This is a genomic window from Streptomyces sp. NPDC041200, from assembly GCF_055591805.1.
Genome location: NZ_JBVIZF010000001.1, coordinates 496,748 through 516,083, shown reverse-complemented (window position 1 = coordinate 516,083; position 19,336 = coordinate 496,748). Strand labels below are relative to the sequence as shown.

At 71.3% G+C, this 19,336-nt stretch carries 18 protein-coding genes and 2 tRNA genes; 10 read left to right on the top strand and 10 right to left on the bottom strand.

The annotated features are described in order from the left end of the window. Positions 1–9: 9 nt before the first annotated feature. From ACZ6CL_RS02475 to ACZ6CL_RS02460, 4 genes are all read left to right on the top strand, one after another. Positions 10–723, top strand: coding sequence for a M50 family metallopeptidase (locus ACZ6CL_RS02475; protein WP_468930163.1), 714 nt, complete (start codon positions 10–12; stop codon positions 721–723). A gap of 104 nt (positions 724–827) precedes the next feature. Beyond that, positions 828–2,204: a 3-phosphoshikimate 1-carboxyvinyltransferase gene (gene aroA / locus ACZ6CL_RS02470; RefSeq protein ID WP_468930160.1), complete on the top strand. Its 1,377-nt coding sequence runs from the start codon at positions 828–830 to the stop codon at positions 2,202–2,204. Positions 2,205–2,216: 12 nt separating this feature from the next. Further along, positions 2,217–3,224: a ribosome small subunit-dependent GTPase A gene (gene rsgA, locus ACZ6CL_RS02465; protein WP_468930158.1), complete on the top strand. Its 1,008-nt coding sequence runs from the start codon at positions 2,217–2,219 to the stop codon at positions 3,222–3,224. A gap of 108 nt (positions 3,225–3,332) precedes the next feature. Continuing rightward, entirely contained in the window at positions 3,333–3,656 is a 324-nt protein-coding gene (locus tag ACZ6CL_RS02460; protein WP_468930155.1) for a DMT family transporter, read from the top strand. Here the strand turns inward: ACZ6CL_RS02460 and ACZ6CL_RS02455 are convergent. Then, entirely contained in the window at positions 3,653–4,297 is a 645-nt protein-coding gene (locus ACZ6CL_RS02455) for a TetR/AcrR family transcriptional regulator (protein ID WP_468930152.1), read from the bottom strand. The two genes, ACZ6CL_RS02460 and ACZ6CL_RS02455, sit on opposite strands and share 4 nt — an antisense overlap. Positions 4,298–4,398: 101 nt before the next feature. Here ACZ6CL_RS02455 and hisN point away from each other — a divergent pair, with 101 nt between their 5' ends. Continuing rightward, positions 4,399–5,190, top strand: coding sequence for a histidinol-phosphatase (gene hisN, locus ACZ6CL_RS02450; RefSeq protein ID WP_468930150.1), 792 nt, complete (start codon positions 4,399–4,401; stop codon positions 5,188–5,190). Between the two features lie 183 nt (positions 5,191–5,373). Then, on the top strand, positions 5,374–5,760 hold the full coding sequence (locus ACZ6CL_RS02445; RefSeq protein WP_468931244.1) for a CBS domain-containing protein: 387 nt from the start codon (positions 5,374–5,376) through the stop codon (positions 5,758–5,760). Positions 5,761–5,842: 82 nt separating this feature from the next. On the opposite strand, the gene ACZ6CL_RS02440 is transcribed toward ACZ6CL_RS02445, so the two are convergent. Continuing rightward, entirely contained in the window at positions 5,843–7,357 is a 1,515-nt protein-coding gene (locus ACZ6CL_RS02440) for a catalase (RefSeq protein ID WP_468930147.1), read from the bottom strand. Positions 7,358–7,452: 95 nt separating this feature from the next. Between ACZ6CL_RS02440 and ACZ6CL_RS02435 the strand changes: the two genes are divergently transcribed. After that, a complete protein-coding gene (locus ACZ6CL_RS02435) occupies positions 7,453–7,866 on the top strand; it encodes a Fur family transcriptional regulator (protein WP_468930144.1) in 414 nt (137 codons plus the stop codon). Between the two features lie 91 nt (positions 7,867–7,957). Here ACZ6CL_RS02435 and ACZ6CL_RS02430 read toward each other — a convergent pair. The 4 genes from ACZ6CL_RS02430 to ACZ6CL_RS02415 form a co-directional block, all read right to left on the bottom strand. Next, positions 7,958–8,031: transfer RNA gene (locus ACZ6CL_RS02430), tRNA-Met, on the bottom strand. Between the two features lie 131 nt (positions 8,032–8,162). Further along, positions 8,163–9,989 (bottom strand): SEL1-like repeat protein, encoded by a 1,827-nt coding sequence (locus tag ACZ6CL_RS02425; RefSeq protein ID WP_468930141.1) that lies wholly within the window; start codon positions 9,987–9,989, stop codon positions 8,163–8,165. 179 nt (positions 9,990–10,168) lie between these two features. Next, a tRNA-Met gene (locus tag ACZ6CL_RS02420) sits at positions 10,169–10,242 on the bottom strand. 54 nt (positions 10,243–10,296) lie between these two features. After that, positions 10,297–13,194, bottom strand: coding sequence for a UPF0182 family membrane protein (locus tag ACZ6CL_RS02415; protein WP_468931242.1), 2,898 nt, complete (start codon positions 13,192–13,194; stop codon positions 10,297–10,299). Between the two features lie 134 nt (positions 13,195–13,328). Here ACZ6CL_RS02415 and ACZ6CL_RS02410 point away from each other — a divergent pair, with 134 nt between their 5' ends. Further along, entirely contained in the window at positions 13,329–13,895 is a 567-nt protein-coding gene (locus tag ACZ6CL_RS02410; RefSeq protein WP_468930139.1) for a PPA1309 family protein, read from the top strand. A gap of 91 nt (positions 13,896–13,986) precedes the next feature. Here the strand turns inward: ACZ6CL_RS02410 and ACZ6CL_RS02405 are convergent, their stop codons facing one another. The 4 genes from ACZ6CL_RS02405 to ACZ6CL_RS02390 all read right to left on the bottom strand — a co-directional run bounded on the left by ACZ6CL_RS02405 (position 13,987) and on the right by ACZ6CL_RS02390 (position 17,099). Then, positions 13,987–15,078, bottom strand: coding sequence for a YlbL family protein (locus tag ACZ6CL_RS02405; protein WP_468930136.1), 1,092 nt, complete (start codon positions 15,076–15,078; stop codon positions 13,987–13,989). Between the two features lie 65 nt (positions 15,079–15,143). Beyond that, on the bottom strand, positions 15,144–15,323 hold the full coding sequence (locus tag ACZ6CL_RS02400; RefSeq protein ID WP_468930134.1) for a hypothetical protein: 180 nt from the start codon (positions 15,321–15,323) through the stop codon (positions 15,144–15,146). A 174-nt stretch (positions 15,324–15,497) separates the two neighbouring features. Beyond that, a complete protein-coding gene (locus ACZ6CL_RS02395; RefSeq protein WP_385447111.1) occupies positions 15,498–15,956 on the bottom strand; it encodes a molybdenum cofactor biosynthesis protein MoaE in 459 nt (152 codons plus the stop codon). A 33-nt stretch (positions 15,957–15,989) separates the two neighbouring features. Then, entirely contained in the window at positions 15,990–17,099 is a 1,110-nt protein-coding gene (locus ACZ6CL_RS02390; protein ID WP_468930128.1) for an SDR family oxidoreductase, read from the bottom strand. A 191-nt stretch (positions 17,100–17,290) separates the two neighbouring features. On the opposite strand from ACZ6CL_RS02390, the gene ACZ6CL_RS02385 reads away from it, so the two are divergent. Continuing rightward, on the top strand, positions 17,291–18,766 hold the full coding sequence (locus ACZ6CL_RS02385; RefSeq protein ID WP_468930125.1) for a zinc-dependent metalloprotease: 1,476 nt from the start codon (positions 17,291–17,293) through the stop codon (positions 18,764–18,766). Then, complete coding sequence (locus ACZ6CL_RS02380; protein WP_468930123.1) at positions 18,763–19,290, top strand: NUDIX hydrolase; 528 nt, start codon at positions 18,763–18,765, stop codon at positions 19,288–19,290. The genes ACZ6CL_RS02385 and ACZ6CL_RS02380 overlap by 4 nt, the downstream gene beginning before the upstream one ends. Positions 19,291–19,336 lie beyond the last annotated feature (46 nt).

Sequence of the window (19,336 nt, the reverse complement as noted above, 5' to 3'; positions counted from 1 at the left end):
CGCCCGCACATGGACGCAACGAACGCCGCCGATCTGTGGGACCGGGTCGTAGGAGCCCAGCCCGACCCCACGCTGTGGCTGGTCGCCTCCACCGGGCTGATCGCTCTCGCCGTCGTCGTCTTCCGCACCTCCTGGCGCATATCCCGCAACGCGATCACGATCGCCCACGAGGGCGGCCACGGACTGGTCGCGCTGCTCAGCGGGCGGCGTCTGGACGGCATACGGCTGCACTCGGACACCTCGGGGCTGACCGTCTCGCGCGGAAAGCCCACCGGCATCGGCATGGTCCTCACGGCGGCCGCCGGTTACACCGCGCCCTCCCTGATCGGGCTGCTCGGCGCCTGGCTGCTGGCCGCCAACCACATCACCGCGCTGCTGTGGGGGACGACGGGGCTGCTCGCCGTGATGCTGGTGATGATCCGCAACGCGTACGGCGTGCTCACGGTCGTCACCGCCGGGGCCGCCTTCTTCCTCGTTTCCTGGCTGACCGAGCCGGACGTACAGGCCGCGTTCGCGTACGGCGTGGTCTGGTTCCTGCTGCTCGGCGGCGTCCGTCCGCCGTTCGAACTCCAGAGCAAGCGGCGGTCCGGCGGAGCGCACGACTCCGACCCCGACCAGCTGGCCCGGCTCACCAACGTCCCGGCCGTGGTGTGGCTGCTGCTCTTCCACGTCGTCTCGCTGTGCTCGCTGATCGGCGGCGGCCGCTGGCTGCTGCGGCTGTGACCCACCGCCTGCGCCCCACCCCTCCTAGCAGCGCGGTGTTTCGACTGGGTTTCGCCACTTTTGATCAAGATTCGCACTCTCGGTGAGCCACTAAAGTGAGACCCATGACCGGCATTGAGACTTCCCCGGGCGATCACACCGCCCTCTGGCCCGCCCCGACCGCTGACGGGGCGGTCGACGCGACCGTCACCGTGCCCGGATCGAAGTCCGTCACCAACCGCGGTCTGATCCTGGCCGCGCTCGCCGCCGAGCCCGGCTGGCTGCGCCGCCCGCTGCGCTCCCGCGACACCCTGCTGATGGCCGACGCGCTGCGCGCGATGGGCGTCGGCATCGAGGAGACGGTCTCCGACAGCGCCTTCGGCGCGGGCGGCTCCTCCGGCGGCGGCGAGGCATGGCGGGTCATCCCCGCCGGACTGCACGGCCCGGCCACCATCGACGTCGGCAACGCGGGCACCGTGATGCGCTTCCTGCCGCCGGTCGCCTCCCTCGCCGACGGCCCGGTCCGCTTCGACGGCGACCCGCGCTCGTACGAGCGTCCGCTGCACGGCGTGATCGACGCGCTGCGCGCCCTCGGCGCCCGCATCGACGACGACGGCCGCGGCGCGCTGCCGATGACCGTGCACGGCGGCGGGGCGCTGGACGGCGGCCCGGTCCGTATCGACGCCTCGGCGTCGTCCCAGTTCGTCAGCGCGCTGCTGCTGTCCGCGCCGCGCTTCAACCAGGGCGTCGAGGTGCGCCACATCGGCGCCGCGCTGCCCTCCCTGCCGCACATCCGGATGACGGTCGACATGCTGCGCGCGGCGGGCGCGCGGGTCGACACCCCGGAGGCGGGCGGCGAGCAGGGCGTGTGGCGGGTCGCGCCGAGCGCGCTGCTCGGCCGGGACCTGGTCGTCGAGCCCGATCTGTCCAACGCGGCGCCGTTCCTGGCCGCCGCCCTGGTCACCGGCGGCCGGGTGACGATCCCGGACTGGCCGGAGCACACCACCCAGCCCGGTGACGCGCTGCGCCGGATCTTCACCGACATGGGCGGTTCCTGCGAGCTGACCGACGCCGGGCTGACCTTCACCGGCACCGGCCGGATCACCGGCATCGACGCCGATCTGCACGAGGTCGGCGAGCTGACCCCGGTGATCGCGGCGGTCGCGGCGCTGGCCGACTCCGAGTCCGTCCTGCGCGGCATCGCCCATCTGCGGCTGCACGAGACCGACCGGCTGGCCGCCCTCGCCAAGGAGATCAACGAACTCGGCGGCGACGCCACGGAGACCGAGGACGGGCTGCGGATCCGGCCGCGCCCCCTGCACGGCGGGATCTTCCACACCTACGAGGACCACCGGCTGGCCACCGCCGCCGCCGTCCTGGGCCTGACCGTCGAGGGCGTCCAGATCGAGAACGTGGCGACCACGGCCAAGACCCTGCCCGACTTCCCCGGCCTGTGGACGGGAATGCTCGACGCGACACCATCCACGGCGCGGAGAGCCTGAGAGCGTTCCGCCATGCGCCGCTACGGCAAGCACACCGACGAGGACGACGTACGGGTCCGCCCGAACCGCAAGGGCAATCGTCCGCGTACCCATATCCGCCCCAAACACGAGGACGCCTCCGAGGGCATGGTCCTGACGGTCGACCGCGGCCGTCTCCACGTCCTCATCCAGGACCGCACGATCATCGCCATGAAGGCCCGCGAACTCGGCCGCAAGGGCGTCGTGGTCGGCGACCGGGTGGCGGTCGTCGGCGACCTGTCCGGCGCCAAGGACACCCTCGCGCGCGTGGTGCGCGTCGAGGAGCGGTCCTCGGTGCTGCGCCGGACCGCCGATGACGACGACCCGTTCGAGCGGGTGGTCGTCGCCAACGCCGAGCAACTGGCCATCGTCACCGCCCTCGCCGACCCCGAGCCGCGGCCGCGGCTGATCGACCGCTGTCTGGTGGCCGCGTTCGACGCCGGGCTCGAACCGCTGCTCGTCCTCACCAAGTCCGATCTGGCGCCCGCCGAAGGCATCCTGGAGACCTACCGGACGCTCGGCGTGCCCTTCGTCGTCACCAATCGCGACGAGCTGGCGGGCGGGGAGGCCGCGGACCGGGTGCGGGAGCGGCTCGCGGACCGGATCACGGTCTTCGTCGGGCACTCCGGCGTCGGGAAGACCACTCTGGTCAACGCCCTGGTGCCGGAGCGCAAACGGGCCACCGGACGGGTGAACGCGGTCACCGGCCGCGGCCGCCACACCACCACCTCGGCGCTCGCGCTGCCCCTTCCGGACGACAAGGGATGGGTGATCGACACCCCGGGCGTGCGGTCCTTCGGACTGCACCATGTGGACCCCACCCGGGTCATCCACGCCTTCCCCGATCTGGAGCCGGGCACCGAGGAGTGCCCGCGCGCCTGCAGCCACGACGAGCCGGACTGCGCCCTGGACCAGTGGGTGACCGACGGCCACGCCGACCCGGCCCGGCTGTACTCCCTGCGAAGGCTGCTGGCCGCCCGTGAGCGGCGGGAGGGCGACTGATCCGGGTTTGCCGCCCACTGGGTGAGGTAAAGGGATAATCGCACCGAGACACTCCGGGCGTGGACACCCAGGCGAAGGCAGCCGTCAGCGGTACGGGAGGACATCTGTATGGCGTGGCTGCTGGTCGTGGTCGCCGGGCTTCTGGAAACGGGCTTCGCCGTCTGCCTCAAGCTCTCGCACGGGTTCACCAGGCTCTGGCCGACGATCGCGTTCTGCGCGTTCGCGCTCGGCAGTTTCGGGCTGCTGACCCTGTCCCTGAAGAAGCTCGACGTGGGGCCCGCGTACGCGGTGTGGACGGGCATCGGAGCGGCCGGGACGGCGATCTACGGCATGGTCTTCCTCAATGACCTGGTCTCCGTGCTGAAGATCGTCTCCATCACGCTGGTGATCATCGGCGTGGTGGGCCTCCAGCTCTCCGGCTCGGGCCACTAGCGGGCGTGGGCGAGCGCACCGCGCACCGCACTCGCCACCTCCACCGCGGGCGCGGGCACCAGCACGTACGACAGGGCCAGCCGCGCGGCCGTGTCGCAGGCCCGGGCCAGCTCCACCGGACCGCCCGGCGGCCACTCCGCCTCCAGCAGCCGCACCGCCCGGTCCCGCGCCTGGCCCAGCAGGTCGACGGGCGTGGGCGCCGGCTCCCCGGCGGCGGCCCGGCGCGAGCGGGACGAGTGCGCCGAGCGCGGCGAGTGGGACGAGCGCGACGGGCCACCGGCCGGGGCCGGGCGCGCGGGGGACGGCAGCCGTTCGTTCCAGCATCCGGTGAGCACCGCCCGCACCAGCGGGTTCTCGGTCCCGGCCCGGACCGTCCACACGGCCGCGGCCGCCAGCCGCTCACCGGGCCCGGCGGCGCCCGGCACCCCGGTGAGGGCCCGTTCGACACCGCGGAGATACCGCTCGGACTCGCGCCGCACCAGGGCCAGCGCGAGACCGTCCTTGCCGCCGAACTCGTTGTAGAGGGTCTGCCGCGACACTCCGGCCGAGGCGGCGACGTCGGTCATCCGGATCCTGGCCCACGGACGGCTCGCGAGGGCGGCGAAGGCCGCGTCCAGTAACGCTTCACGCGCTGCGGGCATCGTCGCCTCCCAGACCCTTGCCCGCACAGAATTGACGGTCCGCCAGATGCTGTCAATAGCCTCCTGTGGATCGCCCCGATGTGGCTCGATACTGTTCGGCCATGGCCGACTACCACGATGACCTGCGTTTCGCCCACGTACTGGCCGACGCCGCCGACGCCCAGACCATGGAGCGGTTCAAGGCACTCGACCTCAAGGTCGAGACGAAACCCGACATGACGCCGGTGAGCGAGGCCGACAAGGCGGCCGAGGAGCTGATCCGCTCCCAGCTCCAGCGCGCCCGCCCGCGCGACGCGGTCCTCGGCGAGGAATTCGGCAGCGTGGGCACCGGCCCTCGGCGCTGGGTGATCGACCCGATCGACGGCACCAAGAACTACGTCCGCGGGGTGCCGGTCTGGGCCACCCTGATCGCGCTCATGGAGCGCGGCGCGGGCGGCGACCGGCCCGTGGTCGGCGTGGTCTCGGCACCGGCGCTGGGCCGCCGCTGGTGGGCCGCCGAGGGGCTGGGAGCGTACACCGGGCGGAGCCTGTCGTCGGCGTCCCGGCTGCACGTCTCGAAGGTGGCCGACCTCGGGGACGCGTCGTTCGCGTACTCCTCGATCAGCGGCTGGGAGGAGCGCGGCAGGCTGAACGGCTTCCTCGACCTGACCCGCGCCTGCTGGCGCACCCGCGGCTACGGCGACTTCTGGCCGTACATGATGGTCGCCGAGGGGTCGGTGGACCTGTGCGCCGAGCCGGAACTGTCGCTGTGGGACATGGCGGCCAACGCGGTGATCGTCCAGGAGGCGGGCGGCCGCTTCACCGGGCTCGACGGCGTCCCGGGCCCGAACAGCGGCGACGCGGCGGCGTCCAACGGGCTGCTGCACAGCACGATGCTGGAGTACCTGCGGTAGCCACGAGCCACACGGCCGTCAATCGGAGCGTATAGGCGTACGACAGAGCGGATGGGCTTCCGCGCGCCCTTGTTGTGCCCACCGGAGCATGTGAACATGAGAATCCAGAACCTTGTGAACTTGTGAATCCGTTCTCGAATGAGCACGACGGATTCCCTCAAGGAGGTGGCCCCGTCCATGCCCATGTACGTCCGCGACGCCATGAGCTCGGTGGTCCTCACCATCGGCCCCGCACATACGCTCCGTCAGGCCGCCCGGCTGATGTCCGCCCGCCGGGTCGGGTCGGCCATCGTGCTCGACCCCGACACCAGCGGTCTCGGCATCCTCACCGAGCGGGACATCCTCAACTCCCTCGGCGCGGGCCAGGACCCGGACCATGAGACCGCACACGCCCACACCACCGCCGACGCCGTCTTCGCCGCCCCCGGGTGGACCCTGGAGGAGGCCGCCCGCACGATGAGCCAGGGCGGCTTCCGTCACCTCATCGTGCTGGAGGCGGGTGACCCGGTCGGGGTGGTGTCGGTGCGCGACATCATCCGCTGCTGGGCCCCGCAGCCCGCGCTGGCCTGACCCCACAGGGCCCCTCAGGACACAGCACGAAGAGGCCGGAGCCCAGCGGCGTCCGGCCTCTTCGGCTGATACGACAAGCTGCCTAGCCGCGCAGGGCCTGGACCGCGGCCTCCAGCCGCTTGCCGTAGTCCGCGTCCGCCATGCGGAAGTTCTCGATCGCCCGCCGCGCGATGTCGTCGCGCGAGACCTGCGCGATGAAGCCCGCGAGGTTGGCGATCAGACGCTCCTTCTCCTCGTCCGACATCAGCCGGTAGAGGGTGCCCGCCTGGCCGAAGTCGTCGTCCTCGGCGTGCGAGGGCGCCTCGTGGGCACCGGTCACCCCGCTGACCGCGGACGGCCGCCACAGCGGCCGGTCGGTCTGCGCCGGGCCGCCGAAGCTGTTCGGCTCGTAGTTCTTGGCGCCCGCGTGGCGGCCGTCGTACAGGAAGCCGTCACGGCCGTGGGTGCGCGCCTCGGCGGCGTGCGGGCGGTTCACCGGCAGATGGTCGGCGTTGATGCCGACGCGGTAGCGGTGGGCGTCGCCGTACGCGAAGAGACGGCCCTGCAGCATCTTGTCCGGGGACGGACCGATGCCGGGCACCAGATGGGCGGGCGAGAAGATCGACTGCTCGACCTCGGCGAAGACGTTCCGCGGGTTGCGGTTCAGCTCCAGCGTGCCGATCTCGATCGGCGGGTAGTCCTCGTGCGGCCAGACCTTGGTCAGGTCGAACGGGTTGAAGCGGTACGCCGCCGCGTCCGCCTCCGGCATGATCTGCACCTGCACGGTCCAGGTCGGGAACTCACCGCGCTCGATGGACTCGCGCAGATCGCGCTGGTGGCTGTCCGGGTCCTGGCCCGCGAGCACCGCGGCCTCTTCCGAGGTCAGGTTCTTGATGCCCTGGTCGGTCTTGAAGTGGTACTTGACCCAGAAGACCTCGCCCGCGGCGTTGTTCCACTGGTAGGTGTGCGAACCGTAGCCGTTCATGTGGCGGTACGAGGCGGGGATGCCGCGGTCGCCGAACAGCCAGGTCACCTGGTGGGTGGACTCGGGCGACAGACCCCAGAAGTCCCAGACGTTGTCCGCCTCCTGGGAGCCGGTGTACGGGTCGCGCTTCTGGGTGTGGATGAAGTCGGGGAACTTGATGGCGTCCTTGATGAAGAACACCGGGGTGTTGTTCCCGACCAGGTCGTAGTTGCCGTCCTCGGTGTAGAACTTCAGCGCGAAGCCGCGCGGGTCGCGCACCGCGTCCGCCGAGCCGAGGTTGCCCGCGACCGTCGAGAAGCGCAGGAACGTCTCGGTCTGCTTGCCGGCCTCGGAGAGGAACGCCGCGCGCGTCCACCGGGAGACGTCGCGGGTCAGCGTGAAGGTGCCGTACGCACCGGCGCCGCGCGCGTGGACGACCCGCTCCGGGATGCGCTCGCGGTTGAAGCGGGCGAGCTTCTCGATCAGGTGCTGGTCCTGGACCAGGACCGGACCCCCGGCGCCCGCCGTCTCACTGTTCTGGTTGTCCGCCACCGGAGCCCCGGACTCCGTGGTCAGCGGACCCGTGATGTTGTCCTGGACCGTCACGTGCGCCTCCTGAGTGAACTCGATCGGACTCGATCCTATCTTGGACATTGTCTAAGTCAAGAAGCCCTGGAGACTGATACCCGATCCGGTCATGGATCCGGCCACTGCTACCCTTGTCCTTATCTGACTGATAGGTGAATGGCATGAGTGACCTGCTGAAACGACTCCGGGGACGCGGCTGGCGGCTGACCGCGCAGCGGCGTGTCGTCGCCGAGGTCCTCGACGGGGACCACGTGCACTACACCGCCGACGAGGTACACGCGCTGGCGGCCGACCGCCTGCCCGAGATCTCCCGCGCGACGGTGTACAACACCCTGGGCGAGCTGGTCTCGCTCGGCGAGGTGATCGAGGTCAGCACGGACGGCAGGGCGAAGCGTTACGACCCGAACGCGCACCACGCGCACCAGCACCTGGTGTGCGCGCGCTGCGGGACGATCCGTGACGTCCACCCCGTCGGTGACCCGCTGGCGGACCTGCCCGCGCGCGAACGCTTCGGCTTCGCGGTCTCCGCGGTCGAGGTGACCTACCGCGGGGTCTGCCCGGACTGCGCGGCCTGACCCAAGCGGCCTGGCCCAAGCGGTCTGACCCAAGCGGCCTGGCCCAAGACGAAGGGCCCGGATCCTTGAGGATCCGGGCCCTTCGTTCTCGTAGCGGGGACAGGATTTGAACCTGCGACCTCTGGGTTATGAGCCCAGCGAGCTACCGAGCTGCTCCACCCCGCGTCGGTGTGATGCAACATTAACCCGAGGCCAACGCCGGAAGCAAACCGGTTACCCGGGCGTCACCCGCGAAGGCCCCGCCGGGGTCCGCACAGGCGTCCGCCGGGGCTCCGCGCGGGGCTCTGCGCGCGGCTCTACGCGGTCAGCTCCTGCTGCAGCGCGTCCCGCAGCCGGGCCGCCCGCTCGGCGACCTCCGCCGGGCCCAGCTCGACCGCCCGGGCACACCACCGCTGCCCCTCGGCCAGCGCGCCGCGGCGGGCCGCGAGCAGCGCCAGCCGCAGCGCGGCGCGGCCGTGCCCGGCCCCGGCCGCGCGCGTCCACCACAGGGCGGCCTCCGGCTCGCTGCCCTCGCGGGCCAGCAGCAGCCCCAGGTTGAACGCGCCGTTGCTGCTGCCCGCCTCGGCGGCCATCCGGTACCAGCTGGCCGCCTCGACCACCTCGCCCCGGGAAGCCGCGAGCATGCCGACGCGCACCTGGGCGCGCCGGTGGCCCTGGCGGGCGGCCCGCTCGTACCACTCCTCGTACTCGGGCACGGAGCCGTCGTCCGGCGCGACCGGGAACCGCGTACCGGAGCTGAAGCCGGTGCCGGTCGCCGCGGGGTCGCCGCCGACCGACGAGCGGTCCAGCAGCGCCGCCAGCCGGAAGGCGGCCTCGGCGCTGCCGCCGCCCGCGGCGCAGCGCAGATGGCGCTCGGCCGCCTGGTGGTCGCCCTCCCGCAGCAGGGCGATGCCGACCTGGAGGGCGGCCTCGGTGTGCCCTGCGGCCGCGGCCCGCTCGTACCACTGACGGGCGGCCCGCTCCTCGTCCCGGCCCGCGTGGAGGATGCCCAGGTTGAAGGCGGCGTCGACGCTGCCCGCCTCGGCGGCCTTGGAGAACCACGGCTCGGCGCCCGCCGCGTCGCCGCGCTGGAGCAGCAGGACGGCGACCGCGTTGGCGGCCTCGCGGTGCCCGGCGTAGGCGGCGCGGCGGTACCACTGCTCGGCCTGGGCGGTGCGGCCCTGCTCGGCGCAGAGCAGGCCGAGGTTGTACGCGCCGTTGATGTCCCCGGCGTCCAGGGCGGCCCGGTACCAGCGCTCGGCGGTCTGGGTCTCGCCGCGGTCGGCGTGCAGCGCGCCGAGCGCGTTGGCCGCGTTGCCGTCGCCGTCCTGGGCGGCGCGGCGCCACCACTCCGCGGCGCTGTCGGTGTCGCCCGCGTCGCGCAGCAGGAAGCCGAGCGCGCAGGCGGCGCGCGGCTCGCCGTCCTTGGCGGACGTCAGGTACCAGCGGCCCGCCTCCTGGGTCTCGCCGCGCTTCTCCAGCAGTGTGCCGAGGCGGAGCGCGGCGCGCCGGTGGCCGCGCGCGGCGGCCTGCCGGTACCACTGCTCGGCCTCCTCCGGCTCCGCGTCGGCGCCGGTCCGGCCGCGCTCCCCGGCGCGCTCCTCGCCACTCTCGTCGTCGCTGTGGTCGAGCAGGCGGGCGAGGCGGTACGCGGCCTCGCGGTGGCCGCGCTCGGCGGCCGCGCGGAACCACCGCTCTGCACCGATGTCGCTGCGGTGTTCGAGCAGATCGGCGAGCGCGTACGCGCCCAGGGTGTGGCCGGATTCGGCGGACTGGCGCAGCCAGTACTCGGCGGCCGGTTCGTCGCCGCGCTCACGGTGGTGGCGGCCGAGGGCGTGCGCGGCCGCGGCGGATCCCGCGACGGCGGCGACGCGCCACCAGCCGGCCGCCTCGTCGGCGTACCCGCGCTGGTGGAGCAGGACGCCGAGGTTGTTGGCGGCGGCGCGGTCACCCGCGGCCGTGCCGCCCCGCAGATACGGCTCGGCGCCGTCGAGGTCGCCGCGGCGCAGCAGCAGTGCGCCGAGTGCGCTCATCGACCCCGTATCGCCGGACTCGGCCGCACGGCGGTGCCGTGTCTCTTCCTCGGCATCGTCATGCGTGTGCGCAAAACGCCCTGTCTCCAACAGACTGACCCTGTCCCCCATAAATTCCATCGTGGCATCACCCGCATCCGCCGTACACCTGGTATACCGCAGCCAGTGAGGTCACTTCAGCGTTTTGTCGACTTGCCCACAGAGAGACAACCCAAACGCTTGTATCCCGAATCGTTGAGTAGACATACAACGAGGCCCGGATCCTTGCGGATCCGGGCCTCGTCTGTCAGTAGCGGGGACAGGATTTGAACCTGCGACCTCTGGGTTATGAGCCCAGCGAGCTACCGAGCTGCTCCACCCCGCGCCGTTGTGTTCACAACTCTACCACGGCGCGGGGTTTCCCCTGGTCGGGGGCGTCTCAGCCGCTCTTCTTCTTCTCGGCGGCCTTCTGCTCCGCGTCGGCCGCCTTGTCCAGCGCGTCCTTGAGGTCCTCCTGGGCCCTGCCGTACGCGTCCCAGTCCTGCGGCTTCTGCTCCAGCGCCTTCTGGCTGTCCTCCCAGGCCGCCTGGGCGTCCTTCAACGCCTCCTGCACCGTGGGGTCGGCGCTCGGCTTCCCGGGGCTGTCGTCCGGCGGCTGCTCCCCGCCGCCCTCCGGATCCTCGCCGAAGACCGCGTCCAGCGCCTCGGGCAGGCTGTTCTTGAAGGCGGGTTCGTTGCCGTTGTAGGAGACGCCCACCTTCTTCAGCAGCGGGTAGTTGGAGTTGCCGCCCCGCGCGTACACCGGCTCGATGTAGAGGAAGCCCCCGTTGAACGGCACCGTCAGCAGGTTGCCGTACTCGATGTCCGAGTCGGTGCCCCGGAGGTTCCGGACGAACTCGGCCACTTCAGGGGTGCCGTTGAGCTTGCTCTGCACCTGCTGTGGACCGGGCACGTCATTGGTGACCTTCAGCATTCTTATGGTGCCGTAGTCCTTGCTCTTGGCATCCGCGTCGACGGACATGAACGCCCCGAGCGTGGGCCGGCCGTTGGGAGTGAAGGTCGTCGTCAGGGAGAACGCCCGCTCCTTCTGGTCCGGCATCTTCATGCTCAGGTAGTACGGCGGAACCGCGCTGCCGTCCTTACGGGTGGGGTCGTCCGGCACCTGCCAGGCGTCACTACCGCTGTAGAACTGCTGCGGGTCGGTGACGTGGTAGCGGGTCAGCAGCTCGCGCTGGACCTTGAACAGGTCCTGCGGGTACCGCAGATGCTCCTTCAGTTGGTCACTGATCGCGCTCTTCGGCTTGACCGTGCCCGGGAAGGCCTTCTTCCAGGTCTTGAGCACCGGGTCCTTGGTGTCCCACTCGTAGAGGTCGACGGAGCCGTCGTACGCGTCGACGGTCGCCTTCACCGAGTTCCGGATGTAGTTGACCTTGTTCTGCTGGGCGACCACCGAGCGGTCCCGGCCGCTCAGCGAGTCGGCCGTGCTGTCACCGAGGGTGGTCCGCGAGGCGTACGGATAGCCGTTGGTGGTGGTGTAGGCGTCGACGACCCACTTGATGCGGCCGTCGACCACCGCCGGGTAGGCGTCCCCGTCGATGGTCAGCCACGGGGCGACCTTCTCGACGCGCTCCTTGGGCGTGCGGTTGTACAGGATCCGCGAACCCTCGCCGATGGCGCCGGAGTAGAGGATCTGCGGCTCGCCGAACGCCACCGCGTAGGCGGCGCGGTTGACCGGGTTGGAGAGGCTGACCCCGCTCTTGCCCTTGTAGCTGGTGGTCTTCTCCCCGTTGTCCTCGTAGTCCAGCTCCTTCTGCGGGCCGCCCACGATCGAGTACTGGTTGGTCTTCTCGCCGTAGTAGACCTGCTGCCGGTAGGTCCGCAGCCCGCTGCCGGGCGGGTTCCCGCTGGTCGGCAGCCCGGCCTCGGTGAAGTCCGGGGCCCCCTGCTGGTCCGCCTCGGGGTCCGGGCTGGTGCCCTTGGCCGCGATCATGCCGTAGCCGTGGGTGTAGGTGAAGTGGTCGTTGATCCAGTTCCGCTTGGGCACACCGGCGAGGTTCAGCTCACGCACACCGACGACGGTGTCCTGGTCCTTGCCGTTGGCGTCCTTGTAGCGGTCGACGTCCAGGGTCGACGGGAACTGGTAGTACTTCCGCTTCTGCTGGAGCTGCTGGAAGGTCGGCGAGACGACGCTCGGGTCGATCAGCCGGTAGCTGGCCGTCGAATCGGCGGTCTGGCGCAGCTCGGCGCTGCCCTTGTCGTCGGTCTTGCCGGTGTAGTCCGCCACCTTGGAGTCATCGATGCCGTACGCGTTACGCGTGGCCTCGATGTTCTTCTTGATGTACGGCGACTCCTTGGCCTGCTCGTTCGGCTGGACCTGGAACTTCTGCACGATCGCCGGGTAGAGCCCGCCGATCAGGATGGCCGACAGCACCATCAGCCCGAAGCCGATCACCGGAAGCTGCCAGGTGCGCCGCCACAGCGTCGCGAAGAAGAGCAGCGCGCAGATGACCGCGATGCAGAAGAGGATCGTCTTCGCGGGCAGATAGGCGTTGGCGTCCACATAGCGCAGACCGGTCCAGTTGTCCGTCGCCTTGAAGTCGCTCGACTTCACCGCCAGGCCGTACCGGTCCAGCCAGTACGCGACGGCCTTGAGCGCCACGAAGACGCCCACCAGCACCGACAGATGGCCGGTGGCCGCGCCGGTCGCCCGGGCGCCCGGGCTGGTGACGCGCAGGCCCCCGTAGAGGTAGTGCACCAGGGCCGCGGCGATCAGGGAGAGCACCGTGGCCGCGAAGCCGAAGCTCAGCAGGAAGCGGTACCAGGGCAGGTCGAAGGCGAAGAAGGAGACGTCCTTATGGAACTCGGCGTCCTTCTGGCCGAAGGGCACGCTGTTGATCCACAGCAGCCACAGCCGCCACTGCCCGGCCGCGGACGCCCCTGCGATCAGGCCGACCAGCGCGGTGACCGCGAGCAGCACCCACTTCTTGAACGGGGCGATCCCCATCCGGTACCGGTCGAGGCTCTGCTGCTCCATCGACATCGCGCTCAGCGGCGGCCGCAGCCGGTGCGCCAGCCAGATGTTGACCCCGACGGCCGCGGACATCAGCAGACCGAAGACGAAGAACAGCCCGATCTTGGTCCGCAAAGTGGTACTGAAGACCGAAGAGTAATGAAGCGATCGATACCAGAGCCAATCCGTCCAAAACCCCGCGAACATGACGAAGAGCATGGCCAGCACGGCCAGCACACCCAGGGTCATGAACAGGGTCCGGACTCGCCGGGACGGTCGGCCCACTCTGATCCGCGGTCCCGTCGGGCCTCCGCCGCGGTCCGGCATCTGGAAAGCCAAGGTGCGCACCTCGAAGTTCGCTGTTGTCGATACGGGCCCGGACAGAAGGACCCACCTGATGCAACTTACTCAGGCTTTACTCAGTTCCCGATTCCGGGTCCGATCAGGGCACGATATGAACCATGTCCAACGCAACCCCTGGTTCCAGCCCTCTTACCGCGAATCCGCTCACCCGCGCCGTCCTGGAAATCGACGACTACGCCTCCGGGCTCGGCTGGGATCAGCCCGCCCGGCTCTTCGCCCTCGTCGACACCGCCCAGCTGCGCGCCCAGGAGCCCGAGCTGGCCGGCCAGCTCGGGCTCGACGAGGGCACCGACGAGCCCGCGGCGACCTTCACCCCCATCGAGCAGGACGAGCTGCCCGCGCAGACCCCGCTCGACGAATTCCTGGCCACCATCGCCTGGCCCGACGCCGTGATCGGCTGCGCCATGACCGTGGAGCGGCTGATGCTGCCGCCGTCCGCCGAGTCCTCCGTACCGAAGGACCTGGACGACACCCAGCTGGCGTCCTGGGTCGCGGAGCACCCGGAGCGCCAGGAGGTCCGGATGACCGTCGCCGTGCTGCGGGACGGCAAGCGCGAGTCGGCGGTGCGGCTGCGCGAGAAGGACGCCGCGACCGAGGTGCTGACCGGGGCCGGTCTGGTGCCGGGGCTCGCGGACGCGCTGGCCGCGACCTTCGCCACCGACTGACGCCGGGGACGCCCCGGACGCGAGGCGGCCGCCGGACCAGGTGTCCGGCGGCCGCCTCGTGCGTCGTGCGTCGTGCGTCGTAGGGAACAGCTCAGCTCGCGGAGCACCGCGGCAGGCCCGCGGTGTCTCCCGAGCGGATCTTCTTGAGGGCCTTCAGCGCGTCGTCGATGGTGTGCACCTTCACCAGCCGCAGGCCGTCCGGCACGTCCCGGGCCGCCGCCGCGCAGTTCTCCTTGGGGGTGAGGAAGAAGCGGGCCCCGGCCTCGCGGGCGCCGATCGTCTTCATCTCGATCCCGCCGATCGGGCCCACGACGCCCTTGTCGTCGATGGTGCCGGTGCCCGCGATGAACTTCCCGCCGGTCAGGTCGCCCTCCTTCGACACCCGGTCCACGATGCCGAGGGCGAACATCAGCCCGGCGCTCGGCCCGCCCACATCGGCCAGCTTGATGTCGATCTTGAAGGGGAAGGTGTAGTCGATCCCGGCCTGGATGCCGACGATGGCGCGGCCGCCCGTGGCCTTCTTGGTGGTGATCGCGATCAGCTTCTGCCCGGTCGGCTTCTTGCCGCTCTTCTCCGCCGCCGCGGCCTCCTTGGCGGGAACGACCGAGAAGGACACCCGCTCGCCGGGCTTGTGCTTGGTGACCAGCTTGGCCACGTCGCCGGGCTCGCGCACCTCGGTGCCGTCCACCGACTTGATCACGTCGCCCGCGTGCAGCTTGCCCTGGGACGGGCTGCCCTTCACGACGGCGCCCACGATCACCTGGGAGGTGACCTTCCGGTTCAGCGCCCTGAGCGCCGCGACCTTGGCGCTCTCCTGGGACTGGCTGAATTCCTCCGCGTTCTGCTGATTCACCTCGTCCGGAGTCTTGTCGTCCGGGTAGAGGGTGTCGTGCGGCACCACCACATTGTCGTGGGAGAGCCATCCGTAGACGGCCTCCACGAGATTCATCCGGTACTCGGATCCGGTGACCCGGACCGTCGTCATATTGAGGTGGCCGCCGGCGGTCTCACAGCCCTTGTGGTCCGAGATCTGCAGCACGCACTCGCCGTTGTGTTCGCCCAGCGTGTTGTAGGTGGGCCCCGGCGACATTTCCGCGTACGGCACCGGAATCAGCACACCGGCGCACAGCAGCGCGATCAGCATCAGGAGGGAGGCGAGCATCGTCGCGGTGCGGCGTGGCATGGAACGACAGTACGGGACGGGTCCGTCAGTCCACTCCCGGGGCCGTCCGTACGAGGGGCCGGACGTCAGGCGGCCGCGTCCGTTTTGGAGGGCCCGCGTTCCATGGCCTCACGGAACCGCGCGTATCCGGCCAGTTCCTCGACGTCCCCGACGCTCTTGCGGTTGTTGCGCGCGGCCCAACCGGCATAGAGCGTCGCGGCTATCGCCGCGAGAACGGGAATGAGCAACCAGAGAAGCGCTCCCATAGCGGCCTCCCGACCCCTTAAGCACCGCGACTGACAGATGAGCAGATTAACCCTCTGCGAGGTCAACGCTCGCGGCAGGGTGGGGGTTACGCAAGTGGAGTACACCATTCCGAGTGGATTCCATGGCGTAACCGTTATCCCGCCCCACCGGACGCTGTCCGTATCGCGTGCCCTCTAGATCCCGACCCATTCCTCGGTGCCGTCCGCGAACGTCTGGTGCTTCCAGATCGGGACCTCGCTCTTCAGGTCGTCGATCAGGCGGCGGCAGGCGGCGAAGGCCTCCGCGCGGTGCGGGCACGAGACCGCCACGACGACGGCCAGATCGCCCACCACCAGATCGCCGACCCGGTGGACGGCGGCCAGCGCGCGCACCGGGAAGTCGGCCGCGACCTTCTCCGCCACCCGCCGCAGCTCGGCTTCGGCGCTCGGGTGGGCGGAGTAGCCGAGGGCGCCCACGTCCGCGCCCCCGTCGTGGTTGCGGACGGTGCCCACGAAGAGCGCCGTACCGCCCGCCGCGGCGTCGCCGACCGCCCCGAACACCTCATCCACCGACAGCGGGGTCTCGCGGACCGCGAGCAGCCGGATGGGGTCGGCTGCCGCGCCCTCACCGGGGTGATCGTACGTATGTGCCATGTCGTCCATCGTGCCGTATCCCCTGGGCATTCCTCAGCCGCGGCGGCGCGCCTTGCGGGCTCGGCGCACGATCGCCGCGGTGCCCACCAGGGCGACCGTCGCGCCCGCGGCGCCCAGCGTGGTGGCGTCCTTGCGGCCCAGCCGCCGTCCGGCGACCGTATGCCGCCCGGAGACCTCGTCCAGCAGCTCGGCCAGCACCTCTTCGTTGGTCCACTGGGGCCGCCAGCCCGCCGCGTGCAGGCGGCTGCCGCTGACCGCCCAGGGGTGCATCGTGTACGCGAGGTCCCCGGCCGGGGACGGGGTCAGGCCCAGCCGGTGCAGCCGGGAGGCGGCGCCGAGGGCGACCGCCGACGGCAGCTCCATGCGTCGGATTCCGGACAGTTCCTCCACCTCGTCCTGCTCCAGCCAGCCGTCGCAGCCGACCGCCAGCTCTCCCTCGACCTTCTCCAGCGCGGCGTACTCCAGCGCGCTGACCAGGTCTTCCATATGGCAGAACTGCCAGGTGGGGCGGGATCCGGCGACCACCAGCAGCCGGGGGGACTCGAAGTAGCGGGTGAGCGCGGTGTCCGTGCCGCCGACCAGGATGGCGGGGCGCACGATGGTCACATTCAGCCCCGGGTGCGCCCGGGGCGCGCGCTCCCCCAGCCGCTCGATCTCCAGCAGGTCGCCGACGCCGGTGGCCTCGGCGGTGGCGCGCAGCTCCGCGTCCTCGGCGAGCGGAACGTCGTTCTCGGGGAGCGCGCCGTAGACCATCGCGGAGGTGCACAGCACCACCCGGCGCACTCCGGCGGCGGCGGCCGCGGTCAGCACGGTCTGGGTGCCGCGCACGTTGTAGGCGGTGCGCGCGGCGGGGTCGGTTTCGAGGTCCAGGTCGACGGCGAGATGCACGACGACGTCGGCGCCGCGCAGCTTCTCGGCGATGGCCGGATCGCGCACGTCCAGCACATGCCACTGCGCCTCGGTCACCTCGCCGCGCCGCTCGTCGAGGGCCAGCACCTGTTTGATCTCTTCGGACTCCGCGAGCCGCTGCGTGAGCAGGGCGCCGGGGCCCGAGGCGGCACCGGTGACCGCCACGACGGGTCGTCGTGCGGTACGGGCCGTATCGTTTCGCGCAGCGCGAACTTCTCGGTCTGGGGAACTCACCGGGCGTCTCCAGCGGTTGTCTTCAGTACGCAGCGCGTGCACACGTACGTACCAGGTAACGCCCATCCTGCCGCAGCGCGGCGATCAGCGAAGCACTGAGCCCGTAAACCGGCGAGGTGTCTAGGCTGGGTGGTGATGTCGGGCATCCGCCGCCGGTTAGTGGCCGGTGGCCCAACGAGCCGAGGAACCCCGTGAGTGACACCCCATTCGGATTCGGCCTTCCGCCGGAGGAGCCGGAGGACGGCGACGACGGTAAGAAGAAGGGCGGCCAGGGCGACGAGCAGGGCCCCGCGGATCCCTTCGGGTTCGGCGGGGCGGGCGGACCGGCGGGCGCGGGCGGCGCGGACAATCCGTTCGCCGCGATGTTCGGCTCGCTCAACCCGAACGACCTGGGCGCCGCCTTCCAGCAGCTCGGGCAGATGCTCTCGTACGAGGGCGGCCCGGTGAACTGGGAGATGGCCAAGGACATCGCGCGGCAGACCGTCGCCCGCGGCACCGCCGACGGCACCAAGGACGAGAGCGTCGGTCCCGCCGACCGCGCCGCGGTCCAGGAGGCCGTGCGCCTGGCGGACCTGTGGCTGGACGGGGTCACCTCGCTGCCCTCGGGCTCCGGGGCCGCCGTGGCGTGGAGCCGCGCCGAGTGGGTCGAGGCCACGCTGCCGGTGTGGAAGGACCTGGTCGACCCGGTCGCCGAGCGGGTCGGCGCCGCCATGGGAGACGTCCTGCCCGAGGAGATGCAGGCCATGGCGGGCCCGCTGCTCGGGATGATGCGTTCGATGGGTGGCGCCATGTTCGGCACCCAGATCGGGCAGGCGCTGGGCGTGCTGGCCGGTGAGGTGGTCGGCTCGACCGACATCGGGCTCCCGCTGGGCCCGGCGGGCAAGGCCGCGCTGCTGCCGGTCAACATCGCGGCGCTCGGCTCCGGCCTCGGCGTCCCCAAGGACGAGGTGCGGCTGTATCTGGCGCTGCGGGAGGCCGCCCACCAGCGGCTGTTCTCGCATGTGCCGTGGCTGCGCTCGCACCTGTTCGGTGCCGTCGAGGGATACGCCCGGGGCATCAAGGTGGACACGGCGAAGCTGGAGGACGCGGTCGGCCAGCTCGACCCGACCCACCCCGAGCAGCTGCAGGAAGCGCTGCAGCAGGGCATGTTCCAGCCGGAGGACACCCCGGAGCAGAAGGCCGCCCTGGCCCGGCTGGAGACGGCGCTGGCGCTGGTCGAGGGCTGGGTGGACGCGGTGGTGCACGCCGCCGCCAAGCCCCACCTGCCGTCCGCTGACGCCCTGCGCGAGACGCTGCGGCGCCGCCGGGCGAGCGGCGGGCCCGCCGAGCAGACCTTCGCCACGCTGATCGGCCTGGAGCTGCGTCCGCGCCGGCTGCGGGACGCCTCGCGGCTGTGGGCGTCGCTCACCGACGCGCGCGGCGTGGACGGGCGCGACGGGCTGTGGGAGCACCCGGACATGCTGCCGACGGCCGACGACCTCGACGACCCGGACGGCTTCGTCCACCGCGAGCAGCTGGACTTCTCCGAGCTGGACAAGATGCTCGGCGAGGCGGCGGGCGGCAAGGACAGCGGCGCGACCGGTGAGGACCGTACGAAGGGCTCGGACGACCGCTCCGAGGACCGTTCTGACGACCGTAAGGACGAGCGGGGCGACGGCGAGAAGTGAGCCTCCATAAGGAAGCGGCGCGGGTCCTTGAGCAGTGGCCCGCGCCCGACGCCGACCAGGAGCGGCTGCGGCAGGCGTACGGCGACCATCTGGCCGCGTATCCCGACGGCATGTGGAAGGCGTGCGGCGACGGGCACCTCACGGCGAGCGCGCTGGTGATCGACCCGCCCCGGGAGCGAGTCCTGCTCACGCTCCACCGCAAGCTGCGGATGTGGCTCCAGATGGGCGGCCACTGCGAGCCGGAGGACGCCACCCTGGCGGACGCGGCGCTGCGGGAGGCCACCGAGGAGTCGGGCATCGCGGGGCTGACCCTGCTGCCGGGCGGGCCGGTGCGGCTCGACCGCCACCACACCCCGTGCGCCTGGCACCTGGACGTGCAGTACGCGGCGGTTGCCCCGCCGGACGCGGTGGCGGCGATCAGCGACGAGTCGCTGGACCTCCGCTGGTTCGGGTACGACGAGGTGACGGACGTGGCCGACGCGTCGGTGCGCCACCTGGTGGCCCGTACCCGCGCGCTGGTCTGAGGAGCGCGCGGGACGGACCGGGTGGCGTGGCCGGTGGCCGCCGTAC

Bases quoted from the DNA above. Each gene is read 5' to 3' on its own strand.
- ACZ6CL_RS02475 (WP_468930163.1), top strand. From the start codon at position 10: ATGGACGCAACGAACGCCGCCGATCTGTGGGACCGGGTCGTAGGAGCC.
- aroA (WP_468930160.1), top strand. From the start codon at position 828: ATGACCGGCATTGAGACTTCCCCGGGCGATCACACCGCCCTCTGGCCC.
- rsgA (WP_468930158.1), top strand. From the start codon at position 2,217: ATGCGCCGCTACGGCAAGCACACCGACGAGGACGACGTACGGGTCCGC.
- ACZ6CL_RS02460 (WP_468930155.1), top strand. From the start codon at position 3,333: ATGGCGTGGCTGCTGGTCGTGGTCGCCGGGCTTCTGGAAACGGGCTTC.
- ACZ6CL_RS02455 (WP_468930152.1), bottom strand. From the start codon at position 4,297: ATGCCCGCAGCGCGTGAAGCGTTACTGGACGCGGCCTTCGCCGCCCTC.
- hisN (WP_468930150.1), top strand. From the start codon at position 4,399: ATGGCCGACTACCACGATGACCTGCGTTTCGCCCACGTACTGGCCGAC.
- ACZ6CL_RS02445 (WP_468931244.1), top strand. From the start codon at position 5,374: ATGTACGTCCGCGACGCCATGAGCTCGGTGGTCCTCACCATCGGCCCC.
- ACZ6CL_RS02440 (WP_468930147.1), bottom strand. From the start codon at position 7,357: ATGTCCAAGATAGGATCGAGTCCGATCGAGTTCACTCAGGAGGCGCAC.
- ACZ6CL_RS02435 (WP_468930144.1), top strand. From the start codon at position 7,453: ATGAGTGACCTGCTGAAACGACTCCGGGGACGCGGCTGGCGGCTGACC.
- ACZ6CL_RS02425 (WP_468930141.1), bottom strand. From the start codon at position 9,989: ATGGGGGACAGGGTCAGTCTGTTGGAGACAGGGCGTTTTGCGCACACG.
- ACZ6CL_RS02415 (WP_468931242.1), bottom strand. From the start codon at position 13,194: ATGCCGGACCGCGGCGGAGGCCCGACGGGACCGCGGATCAGAGTGGGC.
- ACZ6CL_RS02410 (WP_468930139.1), top strand. From the start codon at position 13,329: ATGTCCAACGCAACCCCTGGTTCCAGCCCTCTTACCGCGAATCCGCTC.
- ACZ6CL_RS02405 (WP_468930136.1), bottom strand. From the start codon at position 15,078: ATGCCACGCCGCACCGCGACGATGCTCGCCTCCCTCCTGATGCTGATC.
- ACZ6CL_RS02400 (WP_468930134.1), bottom strand. From the start codon at position 15,323: ATGGGAGCGCTTCTCTGGTTGCTCATTCCCGTTCTCGCGGCGATAGCC.
- ACZ6CL_RS02395 (WP_385447111.1), bottom strand. From the start codon at position 15,956: ATGGCACATACGTACGATCACCCCGGTGAGGGCGCGGCAGCCGACCCC.